Source organism: Streptomyces sp. NBC_01190, from assembly GCF_045039895.1.
Lineage (GTDB): Bacteria > Actinomycetota > Actinomycetes > Streptomycetales > Streptomycetaceae > Actinacidiphila.
This window is the reverse complement of the sequence record NZ_CP108580.1, coordinates 2615606-2638612: the sequence shown is the minus strand read 5'-3', so window position 1 is coordinate 2638612 and position 23007 is coordinate 2615606. Positions and strand designations below refer to the sequence as shown.

Sequence of the window (23007 nt, the reverse complement as noted above, 5' to 3'; positions counted from 1 at the left end):
CACGACAGCGCCACGTCGCGCCCCCGCACATCCGTCGCATGCGCCGGACCGGGCGGCGGGGCGCCGATGCCCCGGAGCGGGGCTGCGCTCAGTCCCGTGGTGGGCTTCCCGACGCGGCTGCGCGTCGGACCGGGCCGCCAGTTCCACCCGCCGCGGGGGCCATTCGGCGGGGCACGGGTGCCCTGGGGTCGCGGCCGCCGTCCGGCTGGGCGGGGTGGGGCGGTGCCTGCCTCCGTCGGGGGCGTCCCGATGCGGCTCGGTTCCGGACCCGGTCACCGGCTCCTCCCCGCCCGGGGTGGGTTCGGCGGGGTGGCGGCGGGCAAGGGGCGTCGCCGGGGTGGGCTGGGGCGGGCTCATGCGGGGGTCCCCTGCTTCGCCGCTTCGGACAGGGCCTCGGAGCGCAGGGCCGCCGCGCGGCGCAGCGAGGAGACGGCCGGGTCGGCCGGGTCGCCGGTGAGACCGCTCGCGGCGGACAGTACGGCCTCCACGGTGGTGAGCTCGCCGAGGTCGCCGCGCAGGCCGCGGCCGAGCGCGTCCACCCGGCCCTCGGCGCGGGAGCGGTCCCGGCAGTGGAAGGCGAGTTCGCACGTGGACAGGCACTCCGGGGCGTACGCGGCCGGCACCGATTCCACCGCGGCGGAGAGCTCGGCGACCGGCCGGGTCACCGTACGGCCGTCCGGGCTGTACCCCAGGTCGAAGGTGGTGCCCGCGGGGAGCGCCGCGGCGATCTCCTCGATCCGGGTGAGCCGGGCCAACTGCCGCCGGGTGACGGCGAGCTGCTTGCGTACGTCGACCCACTCGGCGGTGGGCAGGTTGGAGAAGTCCTTCGGGCAGACCAGCAGCACGTCGGTCCGGCCGCGGCCCGCCTCGATCGCGTCCAGGGCGAGTACGTACACCGCCGCCTGCCGGGCCGCCGCGCCCACCTTCATCGCGTCGGCGCCGCCGTCCAGGATCGGGAAGGACTTGATCTCGACCACGGTCCAGCGCCCGTCGGGCGCGATCGCCACCGCGTCCGGCTCCAAATACGCGGTGGAGCCCGCCACGTCGAGCGCGAGCAGCGGGTGGTCCAGCAGCGTCCACACCCCGGGCGTCGCCTCGGCCAGCGCCAGCCTCGTCCGGAGCACCCGCCCCTCAGGGCCCGGCGCCCCGAGCTCGGGCACCTCGACGGCGACGTCCCCGGCCGGCTCGCCCTCGACCTCGGTGCCGTCGAGTCCGGGACCCCGCACCCCCAACAGGCGCAGCAACTCCGCGCAGTCGTCCCGTTTGACCCGGGCCTCGAAGGCGTGGCCGCGGGAGAAGGCGAACCGGGACTGGCCGAACCGGGCGGGCGCGCCCAGCGTTTCCGCGACGGCGCCCTTGTCGACCCCGGCCGCGTCCAGCAGCGCGCGGCGCCGGCAGCCGGGGTTGGCGGCGAGCGCGGCCAGCGCCCGCGCGTCCATCGGGCGGGGATCGGTGCCGGGACCGCGCAGCGCGGCCATCCGCTCGCGCAGGGAGTGGTGGTGCGTAGTACTCACCCGCGAAAGTGTGGCACCTGCCTACGACATCCGGCTGCTGACCGAGCGTCCGCCGTCGCCGATCCGGTCGTCGTCCGACCCGTTCTTCCGGTTCGACGGCACGGTGAGGGGTCGCGGTACGGTCGTCCGGGCGCCCGGCACCGCGGCCTCCGAACCGGCGGGTTCGCCCTCGGCGGACGCCCGCACTCTCTCGGGGCCCACCTTTTCCGGTCTCTCGGCGCCGACCTTTTCCGGGCCCACCTTTTCCGGACCCGCTTTCTCCGGGCCCACCGGCTCCGCGCCGGCCGCCGCCTCCGCCGACCCCCGCCCCGCGTCCCGCCCCGACCCCCGCCCCGCGTCCCGCGCCACCTCGGGCGCCACCTCCGCCTCCGACCCGCGCGGGCCGGGAACGACCGCGCCGCGCCCGAAGGTCCGCGCGATCCCGCCCTCCACCCGGTCCAGCAGCCGCAGCAACGGCTTGGCCAGCAGGAAGCCGATCCCCATCGTTGCCACACCGGCCGCCGCGTCCATCAGATAGTGGTTGGCGGTCCCCATCACCACGAGCGCGGTCACCATCGGGTAGAGCAGCCCGAGACAGCGCACCACCCGGTGGCGCCCGTAGCGCCAGAGGATGATCCCGCACCACAGCGACCAGCCCACGTGCAGGCTCGGCATCGCCGCGTACTGGTTGGTGAGGTGACCGAGGCCGCGCGGGGCGCTCGCGTCGGTGCCCCACCAGCCGTACGACCCGTACTGGGCCATGGTGTCGATGAAGCCGTGCCCGCCGGGCAGCAGCCGGGGCGGCGCCGTCGGCACCAGGGTGAAGCCCAGCAGGCCGATCATCGTGGAGACCAGCAGCCAGGTGCGGGCCATCCGGTAGTGGGTGGGCCGCCGCAGCCAGAGCCAGACCAGCACCGACGGCGTGATCACGTAGTGCAGCGAGGCGTAGGCGAAGTCGGCCGGCACCCCGAGGAAGGCGTGATGGGTGAAGAGCCGGTTGAAGAAGTGCTCCGGGTCAAGGTGGGTGAACTGCTCGAAGTGAAGGATGTCCGCGCCGTGTTTGACGGCGTCGTTCACATCACCCCGGACCATCAGCCGAGCCGCGGAGTAGAGGGCGTATATGACGGCGACGAGCGGCAGCTCGGTCCACCAGCGCAGCTTGCCCCGGTACGCGGCAGCCCGCGGCGCGGTGGCGGTGATCGTCATGCGGACGTCTCTCCAGGTTCTGCGGACGAACGCCGCGGGCGGCGGTCAGGGACTTCTGGCGTAAGCTCTACCGTACGACGTACGTTAAACCGTACCGGCACCGGCCCGGAAATTGTCGGAGTATCCGCAATTTGTACGGTGTTCAACCTTCCGTGACCGGGTAGATACGCGGAAGGACGCCCCGGTCGTACGTCCGGGTTGCCTGCCCCGAGTTCGGGGACGCTCAAGAGTTCCACCCGTTCCACTGGTTTGGTGCGTTCCGATGCTCCCTTTGCTCCCTTTGCTTCCTTCGCAGGACGAGAAAACTAGAGAATCCGATGCCCGTCAGTCAGCCGGTCCGTCCAGAGCGGCGCCGCGCACCCCGTAATTCGCTCAACCCGGATCGTATCCTCGACGCCGCCGTCACCCTGCTCGACCGGGACGGCATCGAGTCCTTCACCATGCGCGCGCTCGCCGAGCAGCTCGGGGTCGCCACCATGGCCGTCTACTCGTACTTCAAGGGCAAGGACGAGATCCACGACGCTGTCGCGCTGCGCCTGCTGAACACGATCGAACTGCCGCCGAGCGGTTCCGCGGATCCCGGCTGCGAACTGCGGGACGTCTGCCGAGGCGTCTACCGGCTCTTCACCGAGCACCCCTCCGCGCTGCCGCTGCTGACGCTGCGCCCGGTGCGCGGCGGCGACGCGATCGCCGTGATCGAGCGCATGCTCGCCCTGCTCTGCCGGTCGGGGCTGCGGCCGGACGAGGCGGCCCGGGTCCAAGTCGCCCTGATGCAGTACACCGTCGGCTCCGCGCTGTGGAACATCCGCCGGGCCCGCGCGCTGCGCGACGAGAGCGTACGGGACCGGGTGCGGGCCAAGCTGGACACGCTGCCCGCCGAGCGCTATCCGGCGCTGGTCGCGCTGGCGCCCGAACTGATGTGCGCGAAGGGGGACGGCACCGCGCAGTACGAGCTGGGGCTCGACGCCATGCTGCGGGGGCTGCTGCCGGAGCGGCCGGGCACCACGGCGTAACCCGGGTGACGGGTGGGCGGCCGCGGAGGGTGTACTTGTGGGGGCCGGCCGGGGGTGGTTCATGATGGACCCTCTGGTTCCGACTGTTCCCCGACCGCTCCCCCGCCTGCTCCCTGACTGTTCCCGTCTGTCCCGCCTGTTCCCGTCCGTTCCCGTCTGCACCCCCGCCTCCTCTCGTACGAAGGGCCTCTCGCCATGGCGCCGCGTATCCTCCTCGTCCGGCACGGGCAGACGGAGTGGTCGCTGTCCGGTCGGCACACCGGCCGTACCGACATCCCGCTGACCGAGGAGGGGCGCCGCACCTCCCTGCTGCTCGGCCGGCGGCTCGCGGCCGCCCCCTGGGACGCCCTGCCCGACCTGGAGATCCGCACCAGCCCGCTGCTGCGCGCCACCGAGACCGCCGAGCTGACCGGCTTCGGCGGCCGGGCCGAGAAGTGGGACGCGCTGCTCGAATGGGACTACGGGGAGTACGAGGGCCTCACCCCGGCCCAACTCCAGGGGCTTCACCCCGGCTTCCACATCTGGCGGGACGGCGTCCCCGGCGGTGAGCGGCTCGCCTCGGTGGCCGCCCGCGCCGACGAGGTGATCTCCTGGGCCCGGAGCCGCCGGCAGGACGTGCTGGTCTTCGCGCACGGCCACTTCCTGCGGGTGCTCGGCGCCCGCTGGCTCGGCTTCGCGCCGGACTTCGCCGCCGCGCTCCGGCTGGACCCGGCGTCCCTCTCGATCCTCGGCTGGGCTTACGGTGCGCCGGCGCTCGAGCGGTGGAACGACACGGGGCACTTGGGCTGACCCGCCCCATTCGCCAGCAATCGCCACCCCTTGAGGCATGAAAGCCACGTAGCCGTTGACGCTCGCGGGCGTTGTAGTGGGTGGGCGCCCGGCCACGAGGACGGGCGCCGACGGCGATTGCGAGGAGGTTCGCGGTGGCGGAGACAGAGAAGGTCCCGCACAGTCCGGCGGCGGCGGCCGGGGTTCCGGCGCCCTGCGACCTGGTCCGGGTGCCGTCCCGGCAGGGGCTCGAAGCCGTGGACATCCTCCGCTTCAGCTCCGGCGGGGTGGGGCCGGTCCTGCACGACGACACCGGTGCCAGCCTGGCCTTTCTCGTGCCGCCCGGCACCGCGGACGCCTGGGACGTGCCCGGCAGCTCCTGTTGCTGCCGCACGGAGGAGGGCGAGGCGCCCGGCGTGGGCTGGCTGGTGCCGCCGCACACGGACACCGCCGTGACCGACCCGGCGGTGCTGCGGGCCGCGCTGGGCGAGGCGGCGCGGATGATCCGGCTGGTCGACGGCTACCACCAGCAGGCGGCTCACCAGCAGGCGGCGGAGAACGGGCGGGCGGGGCGGCCGGACCTGACGGGGTGAGGCGCGGGCGGGGGCCGGGCTTGATTTCAAGGTCGGGGCCGGGGCTCGGGCCGAGATCGGGGTCGGAGTTGATTTCAACGTCGGGGCTCGGGCCGAGATCGGGGTGCGGGTCAAGGTCGGCGCCTGGCAGCGGCCGGGGACCGTTCGGAGACCGTTCGGAGACCGGTCGGGTGGCCTCGGAGGTCGATGAGCCGGGCCTGGACGGCGCCGGTATCGGTCGGCCCGATAATCGGAGCATGGCCAGAACGCGACGTGTCCCGGAGAGCCGTACCGCCCCCGTGGGGGGTGGTCTGGCCGAGCTGCGCCGCGACCCGGACCGGCCGGACGCCTGGACGCTGCTGGTCGAAGGCGCCCCGCAGTCGTATGTGGACCTGGCCGATCCGGCCTACCTCAGCTTTTCCTACCAGCGCCGGCTCGGGCACATCGTGGACCTCGTCGCGCCGCCGGGCCGCCCCATTCAGGCCGTGCACCTCGGCGGCGGCGCGCTCACCATGGCCCGCTACACCGCGCACACCCGGCCCCGGTCGACCCAGCAGGTGGTGGAGGTGGACACGGCCCTCACCGAACTGGTCAGGCGGGAGCTGCCGCTCGACCGCGCCTGGCGGATCAGGGTCCGGGCGGGCGACGCGCGGGACGGTCTCGGCAAGCTGCCGGACGCGTCCGCCGACCTGGTCATCGCCGACGCCTTCGTGGGCGCCCGCACCCCCGCCCACCTGACCACCCTGGAGTTCCTGCACGAGGTCCGCCGGGTGCTGCGGCCCGACGGCCACTACGCGGCCAACCTCACCGACGGCGCCCCGCTCGCCTTCACCCGCGGCCAGATCGCCACCGTCCGGGCCGCCTTCCCCGAGGTCGTCCTCGCCGCCGAACCCGCGGTGCTGCGCGGCAAACGCTTCGGCAACCTGATCCTGTGGGCCGCCGCCCACCCGCTGCCGCTGGCCGCGCTCACCCGCCGGCTGGCCACCGACCCCCAGCAGTCCCGTACCGAGAGCGGCTCCGCCCTGGCCGACTTCACCGCGGGCGCCCCCGCCGTCACCGACGCGACGGCCGCCGCCTCGCCGGAACCGCCGAGCCACACCTTCGACTGAAGCCGCGCCTACATCCGCCTACATCCGGCTAGAGTCGGCTAGATCCGACTAGATCCGACTAGATCCGACCAAAGCACTGCCGCCCTTCAGTCCTCTCAGTCCTCGTACGTCTGCACCGACGGCGGATGCCCGTTCCAGGTGCAGAACACCGAGGAGGCCTCATCGCCGTCCGCCGAGGTGAAGGTGACCCGCAGCCACCCCGTCTCGTTCCACACCTGCATCTTCCAGTCGGCGGTGGGGGAGGCGCTGACGAGCGTCGCGCCGCTCGGCGCGAGGTCGAGCACCACCCGGCCGCCCTTCACCGGGTAGCTGTGCACGTTCCCGGTCGACGTGCTGGGGGAGGAGCTGGTCGCCCGCGGGGTGCCCGGCGGCGTCTTCGGCGGTACGGCCGTGGTGGGCGTGGGCGTGGGCTTGGCCGGGGTGGTCGCCGTGCTCGGCGGCGGCGTCGTCGGCCGCGGCCGATGTGTCGACGAGGCGACCGGCGGCGACTGCGCCACGTCGGGATACGAGGTGGCGGACCCCACCGACTCCGCCGTCACCGGAAGCACGGGCGGCAGATCGTAGGCCGTACTCCTGAGCACCGAGTGCACCCCGAACCACGACAGGGTGACCGCCGCCGCGGTCGCCACCATCCACGCTCCGGCATGAAGCAGCCCTCTGTACACCCCGCCCATCCTGCCACCCCGCCCGCGGGCGGACCCGAGCGCCGTCGCCCGACTCCCGTACGGCCCGGCCTTCGTGGCGGGGAGCCGGGCGTGGCGCGCGCCCGGCTCGCCATCATGGACCGATGGACAACGCCATACCTCCCGTCGTACCGCCCGGCCGGATGAGCGGCAGCGGGCAACCGGACCTGCTGCTCGCCGGCGGCGTACGGCTCCGCGCGTGGCGGGAGAGCGACGCGCCGGCGCTCGCCGCCGCCTGCCTGGACCCCGACATCCAGCACTGGAACCGTCCCGGCCTGCTCTCCGAGGCCGAGGCGCGGCTCAGGATCGGCCGGTGGCGGAGCCGCTGGCAGGAAGAGGCGGCCGCGATCTGGGCCGTCGCGCCGGCCGGCGGCGGGGAAGCCGGCGGTGGGAAGGCCGTCGGCCTGATCGGGGTGGCCGATCTCGATCCGCGGGGCGGCAGCGGCGAGATCTTGTACTGGCTGCTGCCGGCCGGCCGGGGCGGTGGAACCATGGCCGCCGCGACCGTGCGGGTCAGCCGGTGGGCTTTCGACGACCTGGGCCTGCACCGGCTGCGGATCACCCACTCCACCGCCAACCCGGCGTCCTGCCGGACCGCCACGAAGGCGGGCTTCCCGCTGGAAGGCACCATGCGGAGCGCCCTGCTGCACGCGGACGGCTGGCACGACGAGCATCTGCCCGCGCGGATTGCCGGCGACGGCTGACCCCCGGCGCTCCGGCGACGCAGCGGGGCCGTGGGGGCTCGGACGGGTGGGCGGGGGCAGCGGCGGACAGGGACACGCTAAGTTGCCGCGCATGGCAAGTGTGCTCGTCGTGGAGGATGACCAGTTCGTGCGGTCGGCGCTGATCCGGCATCTGACGGAGGCGGCGCATACGGTGCGGAGTGTGGGGACGGCGCTGGAGGCGCTGCGGGAAGTCGCGCAGGTGGGCTTCGACGTGGTGATCCTCGATCTCGGGCTGCCCGACCTCGACGGCTCGGAGGCGCTGAAGATGCTGCGCGGGCTGAGCGATGTGCCGGTGATCGTGGCGACCGCGCGGGACGACGAGACCGAGGTGGTCCGGCTGCTCAACGCCGGCGCCGACGACTATCTGGTGAAACCGTTCTCCGTCGAGCATCTGTCGGCCCGGCTGGCCGCCGTACTGCGCCGGGCGCATGGCAGGGGCGGCGCCGCGGCGGTCGAGCCGGTGATCCGGGTGGGCGGCCTGGAGATCGACGTACGGCGGCGGCAGGCGGTGCTCGACGGCGCCGGACTCGACCTCACCCGGCGGGAGTTCGACCTGCTCGCCTTCCTGGCCGCCCGGCCGGGCGAGGTGGTGGCCCGCCGTGAGCTGCTCGCCGAGGTCTGGCAGCAGTCGTACGGCGACGACCAGACCATCGACGTCCATCTCTCCTGGCTGCGGCGCAAGTTGGGGGAGACGGCGGCGCGGCCCCGCTATCTGCACACCTTGCGCGGGGTGGGCGTGAAGCTGGAGCCGCCGGCATGAGGTGGTCGCTGGTACGGGTCTGCCTCGCGGTGACCGCGATGGTGGTGATCGCCTTCGCCGTCCCGCTCGGCCTGGTCGTCAAGGAGCTGTCCCGCGACCGGGCGCTCAGCAACGCCGAACGCCAGGCCGCCGCGATCGCGCCCGCGCTGGCCATCACCAGCGACCGGGTGCCGTTGGAGCGGGCGGTGGCCACTACTCAGGCCGGCGCCGAGAACCGGATCGCGCTGCGGATCCCGGCCACCGCGACGGCCCCCGCGGTGGACATCGGACACCACCGGGTCGGCCTGGCCGCCCTGGAGAGCGCCTCCGCGCACGGCGAGGCGGCGACCGTCAAGGTGCCCGGCGGGCTGGCGCTGCTGCGGCCCACCGCGGTCAGCTCCAACGCGATCGCCGTGGTCGAGGTCTTCGTGCCGGACGGCGATCTCACCCGGGGGGTCGCCACCGCGTGGCTGATGCTGGCCGGGGTCGGCCTCGGTCTGATGATCACCTCGGTGGCCATCGCGGACCGGCTCGGCAGCCGGATGGTCCGGCCCGCCGTACGGCTCGCGGGCGCCGCGCACCGACTCGGCCAGGGCGACCTCGGCGTGCGGGTGCCGGAGGCGGGGCCGGGCGAGCTGCGGGCCGCGGCGGCCGCGTTCAACGCGATGGCCGACCAGGTCGTCCAACTCCTGGAAACCGAGCGGGAGTTGGCCGCTGACCTCAGCCATCGGCTGCGGACCCCGCTGACCGTGCTGCGGCTCAACACGGCGTCCCTCGGGGACGGCCCCGCCGCCGACCAGACCCGCGCCGCCGTCGCCCAGCTCGAAAGAGAGGTCGACCAGATCATCCGCACCGCCCGTGAACACCGCGCCTCGGCGGCGGTGCCGGCCGGCTGCGACGCGGCCGAGGTGATACGGGACCGGATGGCCTTCTGGTCCGCGCTGGCCGAGGACGAGGACCGGGAGGTACGGACGGCGGGCGCGGACAAGCCGGTCCGGGTGCCGGTGGCCCGGGTGGAGCTCGCGGCCGCGCTGGACGCGATGCTCGGCAATGTCTTCCGCCACACCCCGGAGGGGACCGCGTTCGCGGTCGACGTGCACAGTTCGCAGGACGCGGTGATCGTGCTGGTCTCCGACGCCGGTCCCGGCGTCGCCGACCCCGCCGCGGCGGTGCGGCGCGGCCACGGGGACGGCGGCCAGGGGTCGACCGGCCTGGGCCTCGACATCGTGCGGCGCGTCGCCGAGTCCACCGGCGGTGACGTGGCCATCGGCCGCAGTGTCCTCGGCGGCGCCGAGATCCGCGTCTGGCTCGCCCGCGACCCCCGCACTCCTTCTTCCCCCCGCACCTCCACCCACCGCCGCGGCCCTCTCAAGCGCCGCTGAGCGGTTTCTTTTCTCCGGGGCGGCGAGCTATCGCCGCAGGCGCGCGGCCGCGCGGGGGCGCGGGTATATGGGACGGCTGGGCGACGCCCTCCCCAGCGGGTCGCCTCCCGGCGGGGGCGGCGACTGACCGGGGCCCCCGGACGGCCTCGCTGCTGCCGGCGCGGTTGCCTCCGGCGGGGGAGTGGACGGTTGGTCAAGTCTGGGGCCTGCGGGCGGGTGGGTGAAGCGGAGGTGGGGGCTGAGCAGTGGTCCGTCCGGCGGGTTCCCTGCTCTTCGGCGCGGGCCGGGCTGAGGGTTGCCCCCGGGCGGGGGCCGGGCCTGCGGGCGGCCTCGCTGCTGCCGGCGCGGTTGCCTCCGGCGGGGGAGTGGACGGTTGGTCAAGTCTGGGGCCTGCGGGCGGGTGGGGTGGAGGTGGGAGGCCTGAGCAGCGGTCCTTCAAGCGGGGAGTGGACGGCGAGTCAGGTTCAGGGGGCCTGGAGGTGGGCGGGTGAAGCCGAGGTGGGAGGGCTGAGCAGCGGTTCGTCCGGCGGGGAGTGGACGGTTAGTCAGGTCGGGGTCGGGCTGGGCGGATCGTGGTGAACACGGGCGGGCGATCATCTGTGGCGAGGGGTCGTACCCGGTCATAGCTTCGGCTTGGCGGGCCCGTCCGGCACGCCCTGGGACATCTACCTTCTGGGAAAGCGGGATGAGCCGATGACCGTTCGACGTTTGCGCAGGCCGGCCGGGGTGGCGGCGACCCTCGCCGCCACCCTCGGACTACTGGCCGCGCAGCCCGCGCCTGCCGCCGTGGCGACCGACCATGTCGTCAGCCCCGGCCAGTCAGTTCAGCAGGCCGTGGATGCCGCCCACGCGGGCGACACGATCACTCTCCGCCCGGGTACGTACCGGGAGAACATCAATATCAGCACGTCGGATCTGACCCTCCGGGGGACGGACGCGGACCGGGTGATCATCCAGTCCCCCACGGCTGCGGCTGGCGCCGCGGCAACCGGTGAGACGGGGAGCTCCGCTCCGGCGGGTGCGGCTCCCGCCGCGACGACCGGTGCTGCCGCTCCCGCGAGTGCGGCTCCCGGGTCGGCGACCGATGCCGCGGTTCCGGCAGGCGCGGCCTCCGCGGATTCCGCCGCGTCAGCGGGCACCGCCCCTGCGGGTACCGACTCGGCTTCCTCCGCTACCGCGAGTGCGGCTCCCGCGACGTCGGACTCGGTGACCGCCCAGGCCGCGACCCCCGCGCCGGCGAGCGGTGTCGCCGCTCCGGCAAGCGCTGCTGCGTCAGCGGGCACCGCCCCTGCGGGTACGGACTCGGCGGCCGGACAGACCGAGAGTTCCTCTTCCGCGAGTACGGCCCCCGTCTCTGCGGGCATGAACCCGGTGACCGCCGCTCCCGCCAGCGCGGACCTGGTGGCCGACAAGACCACGATTTCCGCTGCCGACTCGGCGACTAGCGCCTCTGCTCCCGCAGGTTCCGCCTCTGCGGGCATGAACTCGATGACCGCCGCGTCCGCCAGTGCGGACCCGGTGGCAGACAAGCCCGCCAGTGCGGCTCCCGCGTCGGCGATGGGCGCCGCTGCTCCGGCAAGCGCCGCTTCCGCGGACGCCGCCGCGTCAACCGGCACCGACCCCGCGGGTACGGACCCCGCGACCGCCGCTCCCGCAGGCGCGGGCTCGGCGACAGCCGAAACCGCTGCCGCCCCCGCGAGCACCGCCCCCGCGGGCACCGCGGGCACCGCCGCCACCCCCGCCGGAGGCGACTGCGCGGGGACCGGGATCTGCGTCGCCGGTACCGCGGGGCATCGGCTGACCGGGGTGCGGATTCAGGATCTGACCGTTACCGGCTTCGCGTCCTACGGGATCGGGGCGACCGAGACCGACGGGCTCACCGTGCGCGGTGTGCGGGCGGATGCCAACGGCCAGTACGGCATCGGGGAGCAGAAATCGGTCCGCGCCCACTTCGTCGGCAACGCCGCCCGGGACAACGGCGAAGCCGGGATCTTCCTCGCCAACACGGTCGGCGAGGAGGGCGGCGCCCTCGACACACGGGGCGCCGTGGTCGCCGGAAACGCGCTGTCCGGCAACAAGACCGGCATCGTGCTGCGTCGGCTCCGCGACCTGACCGTCGCGGGCAACTCGGTCACCGGCAACTGCGCCGGGATGTTCATCGTGGGCGACGAAGGCGTGCCGAAGGCCGGGCACCTGTCCGTCGTCGGCAACAGCGTGACCGACAACATCAAGTACTGCGCCGCCAACACCCGCCTGCCCTACGTGCAAGGCGCCGGCATCGTGCTGACCGGTGTCGAGGACACGCTGGTGGAGCGGAACACGATCACCGGCAACACCGGCGCCTCCGCGATGTCGGGCGGCGTGGTCTTCTTCCACAGCTTCGTGAACGTGCCCAACTCGGACAACACCGTCCAGGACAACGTACTGCTCGACAACGGCCCCGCTGACCTCTCCGGTTGGGACGCCGACACCGGCAACACGGTCACCGGCAACACCTGCCGGATCTCCGCCCCCGCCGGCCGCTGCTGACCCCGGCACCCCGCGAGCGCCGGCCCCGTACCGCCCCCGTAACGCCCCCACCCCCCTCCGTACCGCCCCGTCCCCCAAATAGGCCCTGCCCCCGTCCGAACCTCCAGGAGAAAGGCGGCCCCATGACGACCGCGCCTCCCGCCAAGCGCCGCACCGGCCAAGAGACCGGCACCGGCACCGACCAGCACACCGACCAGCACACCGACCCACGGGCGAAGCCGGCCGCCGGCGGCCCCACCGCCCAAGCACCCTCCACCCAGGCCAACATGCGGCTGCGCGAGATCGTCTTCGGCGCCGCCGCCGCCGGCGCGGTCCGCGCCGCCGCCACCCTCGGCCTGCCCGACGCCCTCGACGACGAAGCCCCGGCCACCCCCGAGGAGCTTGCCGCCAGGCTCGGCGTGCAGGCCCGGCCGCTGCGCCGCCTGCTGCAAGCCCTTGCCAGCCACGGGCTGTTCGCCGAAGCCGGCGACGGCCGCTACGAGCACACCGAGATGTCGCGCCTGCTCCGCGAGGACACCCCCGGCAGCCTGCACCACATCGCCCTGTGGTGCACCGAGCCGTGGACCTGGCAGGTGTGGCCGCGGCTCGACCAGGCGGTCCGCACCGGCGACGCCGTCTTCCCCGACGTGTTCGGCAAGAGCTTCTTCGACTACCTGCACAGCGAAGGGGGCGAGTCCGCCCGGGTGTTCGACCGGGCGATGACCTCCTCCAGCCGGTCCGCCGCCCAGGACCTCGCCGCCTTCGTGGACCTCACCGGCGTCAAGAGCGTCGCCGACATCGGCGGCGGCCAGGGCTTCGTCCTCGCCGGGCTGCTGGAGCGCGACGCCTCGCTGCACGGCACGCTGCTCGATCTGCCGGCGGTCGTCGCCAACGCCGACCCCCGGCTGCGCGACGGCGGTCCGCTCGCCGACCGTGTCCGCCTCGTGCCCGGCGACGTCCGCGACGCGGTCCCGGTCGAAGCGGACCTCTACATCATCAAGAACATCCTGGAGTGGGACGACGCCAGCACCCGCGCGCTGCTGGGCAACGTGGTGAACGCCGCCGCTCCGGGCGCCCGGGTGCTGGTCATCGAGAACCTGGTGGACGACAGCCCCTCGATGCGCTTCACCACCGCCATGGACCTGCTGCTGCTGCTCAACGTGGGCGGCGCCAAGCACTGCAAGGAGAGCATGACCCGGCTGATGACCGAGGCGGGGCTGCGGATCGGCGAGATCCGCCCGGTCAACGGCTATCTGCACGCCTTCGAGGCCACGGTCGCCCCGGCCGCCAAGTAAGGGCCCCGACACAGCAGTCCGCCCGTACTCCCCGCCATGGGGGTACGGGCGGACCGCTGTGTCCGGCCACCGCCTCAGCCGACCGGCGACCGCTCCCAGCGGTAGAACTCGCGGGCCATCGCGTCCTTCGGCTCGCGCCAGGTCGCCGGGTCGTACGCCTCCACGTACGCGGTCAGGGCCTTGCTGATGGTGCGGAACTCCGGGTGGTCCTTCATCCGGGCCACCTCGGAACCCGGTGGCCGTTCCGCCTCGACCAGGTGCATGTAGAGATCGCCGAACTGGAACAGACTGCGTCCGGTCACCCCGATCAGGCCCGGCAGTTCGCCCTGGTCCGAGGCGGCGAAGGTGTCGGCGATGTCCTGCGCGGAGCCGGGCCTCATCCGCGCGACGATGAGCGAGCGGTACACGGGATCACACCTCTCCGGCGCCGACGGTCGCCGCCCGCTGCTCCACCTGCTCGCGGATCCGCTCCATCTGGATCACCGAGTTGCGGTTGATGTGGTCGGTCATGGCGGCGTCGTCCACCGGGGCGGTGGGCTTCATGGAGAAGTCCTGGAGCCAGCGCATCGACGTACCGCCGGGCACCTCCTCGTACTCCCAGCGGATGTTCATGTACGCGAACGGGCCGGTCTCGATCCGGCGCGCCTCGACGGTCCAGGAGTCGCGGTCCATCTCGCGCTCGGAGACCCAGCTCCACACGGTGCCGTTCTCGTCGGGGTGCATGGTGAGCCGGAAGGTCACCGTGTTGCCGTCGCGCTCCAGGATCTCCACCGAGGCGTACTCGCTGAAGAGCTGTGGCCAGTTCTCCAGGTCGTTGGTCAGCTCCCAGGTCAGGTCGCGGGGAGCGGCGATCACGATGCGGTTGTCCGTGCGTCCGGCCATGGTTCAGACCCCCGCGGTGAGCTGGGCGTTGACGTTCTCCAGGAAGGCGCGCGGCGTCTTGCAGGTCTCCGCGTCCTCGCCGATCGGGCGCTCGTAGCGCTTCTCCAGCTCGGCGACGATGCCGAGCAGCCCGAGGGAGTCGAGTTCGAGCTCCTCGAAGGTCGTGTCGGGTCGTTTCGCCATCTCCTGCGGGTCGACGGAGACGCCGGCCCGGCCCTTCATCAGGGCGGCCAGTTCCTCGTACGTGACGGGTGCGTTCATCGGGTGCTGCCTCTCTCTGCGGTGGGGCTTGCGGCGGGGCGGCGCGGGGACTTCATCGGCCCCGCGCCGCGGGACGGGAAGGCTTGAGGGTGGCGGTGTCCGCCGGGGACAGGGCGGGCGCCGCCGTGACGCCGGGTGGGCGCCGGCGGGTCGCGGCGCTCGTCAGCGCCGGTGCGCGCCGGTAGGCGCCGGCTGGCGGCCGGTCAGCGCTCATCGGGATGGCCGCGGCGCAGCACCAGCGCCGCGTTGCCGCCCATCAGCCCGCGGCTGAGGACGAGCGCGGTGCGCAGCTCCACGGCGCGGGCCTCGCCGGTGACGATGTCCAGGTCGTGCCGTACCTCGACGACGTTGGGCGTCGGCGGTACGACGCCGTGTTCGAGCGCGAGTACGGCGGCGGCGGCGTCGAGCGCGCCGGCCCCGCAGTACGCGCGGCCGAAGCCGGTCTTGGGCGCGGTGACCGGGACCGTCGCGGCCCGCGGTCCGAGCGCGTCGGCGATGGCCAGCGCCTCGGCCCGGTCGGCGGCCGGCACCCCGAGCGCGTCGGCGAAGACCACGTCCACCTCCTCGGCGGCGCAGTCCGCCTCCGCCAGCGCGCCCTCGATCGCCCGGGCCAGCCCCTCCCGGGAACGGTCCCAGCCTCCGCTGCCGGTGAAGGTGGCCGTGTGTCCCGCGACCACCGCCCGGGGCCGCGCGCCGCGGCGCCGGGCCGCCTCCGCGTCCTCCACCACGAACATGGCGCCGCCCTCGGCCGGCGAGTAGCCGCAGGCGTCGGCGGTGAACGGCAGATACGCGCGGCGCGGCTGGTCGGCCAGGCTCAGCTCGGGATAGCCGAGCTGGCAGACGACGGAGTACGGGGCGAGCGGCGCCTCGGTGGCGCCGACCACCATCGCGTCGGTGCCGCGCCTGATGCTCCGCCAGGCCTGTGCGAAGGCGTCGAGGCCGCCGGGCTCGTCGTCGGCGAGCACCCCGCAGGGGCCGCGGAAGCCGCCCCGGATGGAGATCTGGCCGGTGCTCGCCGCGTAGAACCAGGCGATCGACTGGTAGGGGCCGACGAAGGACGGCCCCTTGCCCCACAACTGCTGCAACTCGCTCTGCCCGAAGGCGCCGCCGCCGGAACCGGCCGCGGTCACCACGCCCACCGCGTACGGGTTCTCCGGGTCGGCGGCCAGCCGGGCGTCGGCCAGGGCCATCTCGGCGGCGGCCATGGCGAAGTGGGAGAAGCGGTCGGTCTGGATGAGGTAGCGCTCCTCGACCAGGGCCGACGGGTCGAAGCCGGTCACCTCGCCGGCCACCCGGAGCGGCAGGTTCTCGCAGCCCTCGCGGGTGATCCGGCCGAGCACCGGCGTGCCCTGCTGTACCGCCTTCCAGAAGGCGTCGGTGCCGATGCCGTTCGGGGCGATCACCCCGAGCCCGGTCACCACCGCCCGCCGGGAACCCTCCGGTCGTACCGGACCGTTCATGCCGTGCTCCTCTCGGGATGCGCCAGCACCACCGCCGACTGGAAACCGCCGAAGCCGCTGCCGACCGAGAGCACCGACCGCAGCCGGGCCTGCCGCGCGGTGCGCGGCACATAGTCGAGGTCGCACTCCGGGTCCGGGGTCTCGTAGTTGGCGGTGGGCGGGATCACGTCATGGGTCAGCGCCAGCGCGCACGCGGCGAGTTCGATCGCCCCGATGGCGCCGAGCGAGTGCCCGACCATCGACTTGATCGAACTCATCGGCACCGCGCGGGCGTGGGCCCCCAGCGACCGCTTGACGGCGGCGGTCTCGTGCCGGTCGTTCTGCTTGGTCCCGGAGCCGTGCGCGTTGACGTAGTCGATGCCGGTCGGGTCGATCCGGGCGTCGGCGAGCGCGTGGTCGATCGCCCGGGACATCTCCAGGCCCTCGGTGGTCAGCCCGGTCATGTGGTAGGCGTTGCCGAAGGTGGCGAAGCCGCGCAGCTCGCAGTGGATCCGGGCGCCCCGGCGGCGCGCGTGCTCCCACTCCTCGAGCAGCAGCACCGCGCCGCCCTCACCGAGGACGAAGCCGTCGCGTTCGGCGTCGAAGGGGCGGGAGGCGTGCGCCGGGTCGTCGTTGCGGGTCGAGGTGGCCTTGATCGCGTCGAAGCAGGCCACCGTGATCGGGGAGATCGGTGAGTCGGCGGCGCCGGCCACGATCACATCGGCCTTGCCCTCCTGCACCAGGTGGAAGGCGTGGCCGACCGCGTCGAGGCCGGAGGTGCAGCCGGTGGAGACGGTCTGCACCGGCCCCATCGCGCCCAGGTCCTCGGCCACTTCCGAGGCGAGCGCGCTGGGCTGGAAGGCCCGGTGCAGATGCGGTCCCGCCTGCGCCGGGTCGACGTCCCAGCGGCTGCCGCCGCCGCTGACCGCGACGTAGTCGCGCTCCAGACGGGTGGTGCCGCCGACCGCCGAGCCGAGCGAGGTGCCCACCCGCCAGGGGTCGACGGCCGCCAGGTCGAGGCCGCTGTCGGCGACCGCCTCCCTGGCCGCCGCCAGCGCGAACTGGATGTAGCGGTCGGCGAGTTCGGCGCGCTCCGGGCCCAGGCCCGCGGCGTCGAAGTCGCACTCGGCGGCGATCCGCGACCGGAAGCCGGCCGGGTCGAAGAGGGTGATGCCCCGGGTCGCGGTCCGCCCCGCGGTGAGCAGGTCCCAGAAGGCCGGTACGCCAGTGCCGCCGGGGGCGACCACACCCAGACCGGTGACCGCCACCCGCCGGGTCACGCGCGGGCCTTGGCCGGGTCGGGGGGCGCGCTCGTGCCCGCCTCGACGCCTTCGGTGGCCTCGGTGTCGACGTGGCCCAGCTCGGGCCTGGGCGCCAGCGGCCCCAGATGGAAGACCATCCGCGCCTCGGTGTCGCCGACGTTGCGGAACCGGTGGCGTACGTCGATCGGGATCAGCAGGCCCTCGTCCGGCCGCAGCGGATGGCTCACGCCGTCCAGGTCCACTTCGAGTGAGCCGCGGATGACGTAGACGAACTCCTCGGAGTAGGGGTGGTAGTGCTCGCCGATCCGCTCCCCGGGCTGCACGATCGCCAGGCCCATGAACCCGCTGGTGGACCCGACCGTGGCGGGGGTGAGCATGGCCCGCAGGTCACCGCCGCGGCGGCGGTTGGGGCTGGTGTCGTCGAGGTGGACGATACGGGTTTGCCGTTCGGTCATGGCTGCTGCTCCTGGAAGTGCGGCGGCGCGGTCGCGCCGGGTGGGGTGCGCGGGCAAACGGAGGAGGGGACGAACGGAAAAGGGGCCGAGGGGCCGGACGAACGAGGTGCCGGGTGGCCGGCCCGCTCAGACCCGCGGCGAGGTGCGGTCGGTGATCGGCTCCATCGCGCGGCCGCCGAGCGCCACCGCGGCGCGGTCACCGCCGGCCGGCAGGTCGGCCCGTACATCGACCAGCCGCACCAGCACGTCGCCGCGGTGGAAGACGGTGCTGGCCACCAGCGGATGGTCCGGGTCGGCCGCGGCCTCGGCGTCGAGGGCGGCGAGCCGGTCGGCGTCCGCCCGGCCCGCGTCGGGCCGCACGGTGTGCACGAAGGCGTGCCGGGTGATCGCGCCGGCTTCGCCGGCCGTGGCATCCTCACCGGGCGCCGCGACATGCTCGACGGCGGGCAGCGCCGCCCGGGCGAAGAAGGCCCGCGCCGACGAACCGTCCGTCAGGTCCCGCAGCTCCTCAAGGTAGGGGTTGATCGCCTCCTCGACCGCTCTGACCTCGGGCTGGGCGGCCACGTGCCGCAGCGCGTTGCCGAGGTCGCCGGACACCTCGACCGCCCGCACCACCCGGTTGCCGTGCATGAAGAGCGAGGTCCGCAGCAGCCGGGTGCTGTCATCCACCTGGGCCTGCGGCGAGTCGTAGTCGGCGAGGATCTTCGCCACCTCGGGCTCGCTGCCCGGTTTGACGGTGAAGGTGATCGCGTGCCGGACCACGCCGCCACTGCACAGCGGCGGCGCGGGCAGCGGGTCGAGGCCGGTGGCGGGCGCCCGCCGGGCGCCGGCCGGCCGGCCGGCGCGCACGCCGCCCTCCGGCGTCTCGGCGGCGATCACGAACCGCAGCGACGTGGTGTCCCGTACGCAGCCGTGCAGCGGCTCCACCATCTTGCGGTGGGCAGCGCTCTCCACCCACTCCAGGAAGGACTCGCTGTCCTCCCATTCACTGGTGATGAGCCATTGGGAGGAATTGCCGAGCGACTGGCAGAGCTGGTCGCTGATGTGGCCCGGCACGGCCGCGACCTGATGGCGGATCTGCTCGTACGCCTTCAGAAAGGCCTGCTGCCGGCCGTCCAGGACATCGAGCAGCAGTACGACGCGCAGCCGGGTGATGGTGGGAGGCGTAGTGGCCGGCGCGGTGTGCCGGTCGTCCAGAGTCGTCACGGGAAGGTTCCTCTCGCATACGGGGGCAGCCCTCTCCGAGACATGCCGTCGGCGTGGGGGTGACGGCGTGCTCGGCTACCGTAATGCTCACGTAAGGCGACCCATCACGCACTGCGCGTGACGCGGGCGAGTGAAGACCCGGTCATCCGGCTCCCTGGAGCGCCCGCGCAGGGAAGGGAGAGCACATGACCCTCACTACCGACGAGCGTGTGCCCGTCCTGATCGCCGGCGGCTCCCTGGTGGGGCTGTCCGCTTCGCTGTTCCTGGGACGCCTCGGCGTCGAACACCTGCTGGTGGAACGGCACGCGCGGACCTCCCACCACCCCCGCGGGCGAGGCAACAACGTCCGCACGATGGAGCTCTTCCGAACGGCCGGCGTCGAACCGCGGATCCGCGCCGCCGCCGCCGTGCTCGCCGACAACCACGGCATCCTCCAGGCCGACACCCTCACCGGCGCCGACCAGGAGTGGCTCTTCAAGCAGATCGACCCCGGCGGCACCCTGGACCGGATCAGCCCGGCCGGCTGGTGCCTGTGCAGCCAGAACGACCTCGAACCCGTGCTGCTGCGCACCGCCCGCTCGCTCACCGGCGACCTGCGCTTCGGCACCGAGCTGGTCTCCTACGAGCAGGACGCCGACGGGGTGACGGCGGTGATCCGCACCCGGGAGACCGGCGAGGAGCGCACCGTGCGCGCCGACTACCTGATCGCCGCCGACGGTCCGCGCAGCCCGGTCCGCGAACGGCTCGGCATCGCCATGACCGGCCCCGGCGACCTCTTCCACAACGTCAGCATCACCTTCCGGGCCAAAAAGCTGGCCGACGCGGTCGGCGACCGGCGGTTCATCGTTTGCTACCTCACCAACCCGGAGAGCCCCGGCGCCCTGCTGCCGGTCGACAACGCGCAGGACTGGGTCTTCCACGCCCCGTGGCGGCCCGACGACGGCGAGACGCTGGAGGACTTCACCGACGAGCGGTGCGCCGAACTGATCCGTACCGCCACCGGCGTCCCCGGCCTCGACATCGAGATCACCGGAAAAGCGCCCTGGCACGCGGCCGAACGGGTGGCCGAGCGCTACGGCGAGGGACGCGTGCTGCTGGCCGGCGACTCCGCCCACGAGATGTCGCCGACCGGCGCCTTCGGCTCCAACACCGGCATCCAGGACGCCCACAACCTCGCCTGGAAGATCGCCGCGGTGCTGGCCGGCTGGGCCGGTCCCGGGCTGGTGGAGACGTACGACGCCGAACGCCGGCCGGTCGCGCTGGCCACCGCCGCCCGCGCCTCGGCCCGGTCGGCCGAGCACAGCCACCCGGGCTACGACGTCTCGCCGGCCCGCGGCCGGCAGGCCGGCATGATGGCGGTGGTCCTCGGCTACCGCTATCAGTCGGGCGCCGTCGAGGGCGCCGACCCGGCCGCCGACGCCATCCCGCAGGAGTTCAGCCCGATGGCCGTACCCGGCGGCAGGGCCCCTCACCTGTGGGTGCGGCGCGGCGACGAACGGCTGTCGCTGCTCGACCTCTACGAGCGCACGCCGGTCCTGCTCTGCGGCCCGGCGGCCGACCAGTGGCGCGCCGCGGGACGCCGGATCGCCGAACGCACCGGTGTCCCGCTGACGTGCTACGGGATCGGGCAGGACCTGCTGCCCGAGGACCCTGAGGCGTGGGGCCGGCTGCACGCGGTCGGTGACGACGGCGCGGTGCTGGTCCGCCCCGACGGGTTCATCGCCTGGCGCTCCGCGGCCGGCGACCCGGACGCCGAGCGGATGCTGGAGCGGGTGCTCGACCGGGTGCTGCGGCGCGACTGACCCCGCCGGCCCCTGGGATCGTCGGCGGCGCGGCCGTCGTCCAGGCGCCCGCGCCGGACCCGGATCGCCGGGCCGTACGGATCTTCCGTACGGCCCGGCGATCCGCCGGCCGGCCGGTCCCGCCTATCCGGGGACGCGGTAGCGGCCGGCCATGCCCCGCATCATGTGTCCGGGCACATGGCAGTGGTAGATCCAGTCGCCCGGGTTGTCCTCCAGATACTCCACGGTGAGCGTCGTGGCCGGGCCGAGCACCTGCGTGTCCACCCATCCCTCGCTCGACCACCAGCGGTGCCCGTGGATGTGGAAGGTGTGGAACGAGTTGCCCAGCGTGCCCACCCGCCACCGCACCCGCTCGCCGACCTTGGCGGTGAAGGTGGGGGCGTTGTCGACGAACGCGCCCCCGTTGCAGAGGGACACGTCCTGTGCCAAGGGGGGCGCGTCGGCCGCGGACACGTCGTGGAAGAACAGCACGAACTCCCGGTCCACCTCCGGTGTGTCCGCGTCGGTGATGGCCAGCATCCCGAACAGGCCGAGTTCCGCGCCGATTTCCATCACCGGCCCGCCACCGCCCCCGCCACCGTGGCCCATTGACGCCATGCCCGCGGCCGGCGCCGTACCAGTGGCGGCGGCGTGGGCGACGCTCTGCGGCGCCGCGTGGTCGTGGTAGGGCCAACTGCCCACCGAGCCTGGGGTGCACATCCAGGTGTAGGTGTACGTCCCGCCGAACGGCACCGCCGTACCAGGGCGGTCGGGGACGTCGGCCAGCCAGCCGCCGTCGCTGTCCTGGTCGTAGCGCACCCCGTGCGGATGGACGCTGTGCGGCCACTTGTGGGCGGTGTCGTTGTTCTTGAAGTGCACCTTGATCACATCGCCCACCCGCGCGCGCAACACCGGCCCGGGAATACCGGTGTTGGGTCCGATGCCCAGCGGGCCGGTGTCGGCGTCCAGCGGGCGCCCCCAGTCCGCGGTGTAGGCGCGGAAGCCGACCGCCTGGAAGGTGGTCTGGTCGGCGGTGAAGTGGGTGCCCATCATGCCGTCGTAGCCGTTCGGCGCCACGTTGTGGTCGAACGAGTCGGCCTGGAGCCAGAATTCACGCGTCCGCCCGCCGGCCCGGAAGGTGTCCGCGGCGAAGGGGCGGACGTCCGCTTCGCCGGTGCTCGCCGCGGCCCGGGGCGCGGCGCCTGGGAGGGTCAGCGCGGCCAGGGCGCCGCCACCGGTCAGCGCGCGCAGCAGGGTCCGGCGTCCGCTGCCGGCAGGGGTTGGGTCCTCGTGGTCCGAAGCCATCGCGTCCTCTCAGGGGGCGGCGCACTAGTCGTGGGGACCACTGTGGGTCCCATCCACCGGGTCGCGCCGCCCGTCCGGGCCGAGCGGGTGACGCACCGTCCGGTTGACGGGCCGTCAGCCTCACGAGGCGTCGGATGGCGGGTCAAAAAGGACGGAATGTCAGATTTTCGACACCCGCCATCACCCGAAAAGAGTATTTTATCCCCCTTGAGGCGCTCTCAGGTGGCACGCGTGCGAAAAGCGACAGACGGTGAACACGTCGCCACTGCGCTTTCCAGAGCCGGACCCATGCCGGCCGGCGCGAGTCGCGACGGAAGGAACGTCCCCATGCGTACTGCTCGCTCCATCCTGGCCGGTGCCGCCCTCACCGCCTGCCTCGCCATCGCCGCCCCCGCCGCCCACGCCATGGGCGCTGTCAACGCCTACGACCCGAGCGGGTCCTCGACCGCCAGTGCCGCCGAGAGTGGCAACGACTGGCAGAAGGGCTCGGACGCCAGCGGCTCCGACAGCGGTTCGGCCAGCGGTTCCTCGCAGCAGTCCCAGGGCGACCAGGGCAACACGCACAAGGGCAAGGGCGGCGACAGCGGCGAGGCCCAGACCAGCAACGGTGAGGACGCCACGGGCAGCGGCGAAAAGGCGCACGGCGAAGAGGCGCACGGCGAAAAGGCATACGGTGAAGAGGCGCACGGCGAGGGCGACTGGCACAAGCCGCACGGTGGCATGCACACCGGTGGTGGCGGCCTCGCCAACGCCGGCGGCAGCGGCCTGGCGGCCGGCTCGGTGCTCCTGCTCGGTGGCCTCGGCGCCGGCGCGTGGGCGCTGCGTCGCCGCGGTGCGGGCGCGACCACGGCTGTCTGACCGGCTCGGGACCTCCCTCCTGGTGCCCCCGCGGTGACCTGACACACCGCGGGCGCCCCACCGGC

22 protein-coding genes are annotated in these 23007 nt (G+C 73.7%); 11 read left to right on the top strand and 11 right to left on the bottom strand.

The window, feature by feature from the left end; all coding sequences use genetic code 11:
- Positions 1-353 precede the first annotated feature (353 nt).
- Positions 354-1478, bottom strand: a complete 1125-nt coding sequence (locus OG519_RS10985) for a hypothetical protein (protein WP_405592630.1) — start codon at positions 1476-1478, stop codon at positions 354-356.
- 57 nt (positions 1479-1535) lie between these two features.
- Positions 1536-2699: a phosphatase PAP2 family protein gene (locus OG519_RS10980; protein WP_405581905.1), complete on the bottom strand. Its 1164-nt coding sequence runs from the start codon at positions 2697-2699 to the stop codon at positions 1536-1538.
- Between the two features lie 317 nt (positions 2700-3016).
- Here OG519_RS10980 and OG519_RS10975 point away from each other — a divergent pair, with 317 nt between their 5' ends.
- The 4 genes from OG519_RS10975 (at position 3017) to OG519_RS10960 (ending at position 6161) form a co-directional block, all read left to right on the top strand.
- Complete coding sequence (locus OG519_RS10975; protein WP_405581903.1) at positions 3017-3712, top strand: TetR/AcrR family transcriptional regulator; 696 nt, start codon at positions 3017-3019, stop codon at positions 3710-3712.
- Between the two features lie 195 nt (positions 3713-3907).
- On the top strand, positions 3908-4501 hold the full coding sequence (locus OG519_RS10970) for a histidine phosphatase family protein (RefSeq protein WP_405581901.1): 594 nt from the start codon (positions 3908-3910) through the stop codon (positions 4499-4501).
- 134 nt (positions 4502-4635) lie between these two features.
- Entirely contained in the window at positions 4636-5073 is a 438-nt protein-coding gene (locus tag OG519_RS10965; RefSeq protein WP_405581899.1) for a hypothetical protein, read from the top strand.
- Positions 5074-5309: 236 nt separating this feature from the next.
- Positions 5310-6161, top strand: coding sequence for a spermidine synthase (locus tag OG519_RS10960; protein WP_405581896.1), 852 nt, complete (start codon positions 5310-5312; stop codon positions 6159-6161).
- A 95-nt stretch (positions 6162-6256) separates the two neighbouring features.
- Here OG519_RS10960 and OG519_RS10955 read toward each other — a convergent pair whose 3' ends face one another.
- A complete protein-coding gene (locus tag OG519_RS10955; protein WP_405581894.1) occupies positions 6257-6793 on the bottom strand; it encodes a hypothetical protein in 537 nt (178 codons plus the stop codon).
- 155 nt (positions 6794-6948) lie between these two features.
- Here OG519_RS10955 and OG519_RS10950 point away from each other — a divergent pair, with 155 nt between their 5' ends.
- From OG519_RS10950 to OG519_RS10930, 5 genes are all read left to right on the top strand, one after another.
- Positions 6949-7548, top strand: a complete 600-nt coding sequence (locus OG519_RS10950) for a GNAT family N-acetyltransferase (RefSeq protein ID WP_405581891.1) — start codon at positions 6949-6951, stop codon at positions 7546-7548.
- A 91-nt stretch (positions 7549-7639) separates the two neighbouring features.
- Complete coding sequence (locus OG519_RS10945) at positions 7640-8329, top strand: response regulator transcription factor (protein ID WP_405581888.1); 690 nt, start codon at positions 7640-7642, stop codon at positions 8327-8329.
- Positions 8326-9690: a sensor histidine kinase gene (locus OG519_RS10940; RefSeq protein ID WP_405581885.1), complete on the top strand. Its 1365-nt coding sequence runs from the start codon at positions 8326-8328 to the stop codon at positions 9688-9690. The genes OG519_RS10945 and OG519_RS10940 overlap by 4 nt, the downstream gene beginning before the upstream one ends.
- Positions 9691-11052: 1362 nt before the next feature.
- Complete coding sequence (locus tag OG519_RS10935; protein ID WP_405581883.1) at positions 11053-12219, top strand: right-handed parallel beta-helix repeat-containing protein; 1167 nt, start codon at positions 11053-11055, stop codon at positions 12217-12219.
- A gap of 122 nt (positions 12220-12341) precedes the next feature.
- On the top strand, positions 12342-13493 hold the full coding sequence (locus tag OG519_RS10930) for a methyltransferase (protein ID WP_405581881.1): 1152 nt from the start codon (positions 12342-12344) through the stop codon (positions 13491-13493).
- Positions 13494-13567: 74 nt separating this feature from the next.
- Here OG519_RS10930 and OG519_RS10925 read toward each other — a convergent pair whose 3' ends face one another.
- From OG519_RS10925 to OG519_RS10895, 7 genes are all read right to left on the bottom strand, one after another.
- The gene (locus OG519_RS10925; RefSeq protein ID WP_405581878.1) at positions 13568-13900 is read right to left on the bottom strand and encodes a TcmI family type II polyketide cyclase; all 333 of its coding nucleotides are present in this window, start codon (positions 13898-13900) and stop codon (positions 13568-13570) included.
- A 4-nt stretch (positions 13901-13904) separates the two neighbouring features.
- Positions 13905-14375, bottom strand: coding sequence for an SRPBCC family protein (locus OG519_RS10920; protein WP_405581875.1), 471 nt, complete (start codon positions 14373-14375; stop codon positions 13905-13907).
- 3 nt (positions 14376-14378) lie between these two features.
- The gene (locus tag OG519_RS10915) at positions 14379-14636 is read right to left on the bottom strand and encodes an acyl carrier protein (RefSeq protein ID WP_405581872.1); all 258 of its coding nucleotides are present in this window, start codon (positions 14634-14636) and stop codon (positions 14379-14381) included.
- A 203-nt stretch (positions 14637-14839) separates the two neighbouring features.
- Positions 14840-16096 (bottom strand): beta-ketoacyl synthase N-terminal-like domain-containing protein, encoded by a 1257-nt coding sequence (locus tag OG519_RS10910; protein WP_405581870.1) that lies wholly within the window; start codon positions 16094-16096, stop codon positions 14840-14842.
- Entirely contained in the window at positions 16093-17355 is a 1263-nt protein-coding gene (locus OG519_RS10905; RefSeq protein WP_405581868.1) for a beta-ketoacyl-[acyl-carrier-protein] synthase family protein, read from the bottom strand. The genes OG519_RS10910 and OG519_RS10905 overlap by 4 nt, the downstream gene beginning before the upstream one ends.
- Positions 17352-17792, bottom strand: a complete 441-nt coding sequence (locus tag OG519_RS10900; protein ID WP_405581865.1) for a cupin domain-containing protein — start codon at positions 17790-17792, stop codon at positions 17352-17354. Before OG519_RS10900 ends, OG519_RS10905 begins: the two co-directional genes overlap by 4 nt.
- A gap of 126 nt (positions 17793-17918) precedes the next feature.
- Positions 17919-18998, bottom strand: coding sequence for a TcmI family type II polyketide cyclase (locus OG519_RS10895; RefSeq protein WP_405581862.1), 1080 nt, complete (start codon positions 18996-18998; stop codon positions 17919-17921).
- A gap of 185 nt (positions 18999-19183) precedes the next feature.
- On the opposite strand from OG519_RS10895, the gene OG519_RS10890 reads away from it, so the two are divergent.
- Positions 19184-20800 (top strand): FAD-dependent oxidoreductase, encoded by a 1617-nt coding sequence (locus OG519_RS10890; RefSeq protein ID WP_405581859.1) that lies wholly within the window; start codon positions 19184-19186, stop codon positions 20798-20800.
- Positions 20801-20923: 123 nt separating this feature from the next.
- Here the strand turns inward: OG519_RS10890 and OG519_RS10885 are convergent, their stop codons facing one another.
- Positions 20924-22084, bottom strand: coding sequence for a multicopper oxidase domain-containing protein (locus OG519_RS10885; protein ID WP_405581856.1), 1161 nt, complete (start codon positions 22082-22084; stop codon positions 20924-20926).
- A gap of 327 nt (positions 22085-22411) precedes the next feature.
- On the opposite strand from OG519_RS10885, the gene OG519_RS10880 reads away from it, so the two are divergent.
- A complete protein-coding gene (locus OG519_RS10880; protein WP_405581854.1) occupies positions 22412-22942 on the top strand; it encodes a hypothetical protein in 531 nt (176 codons plus the stop codon).
- Positions 22943-23007 lie beyond the last annotated feature (65 nt).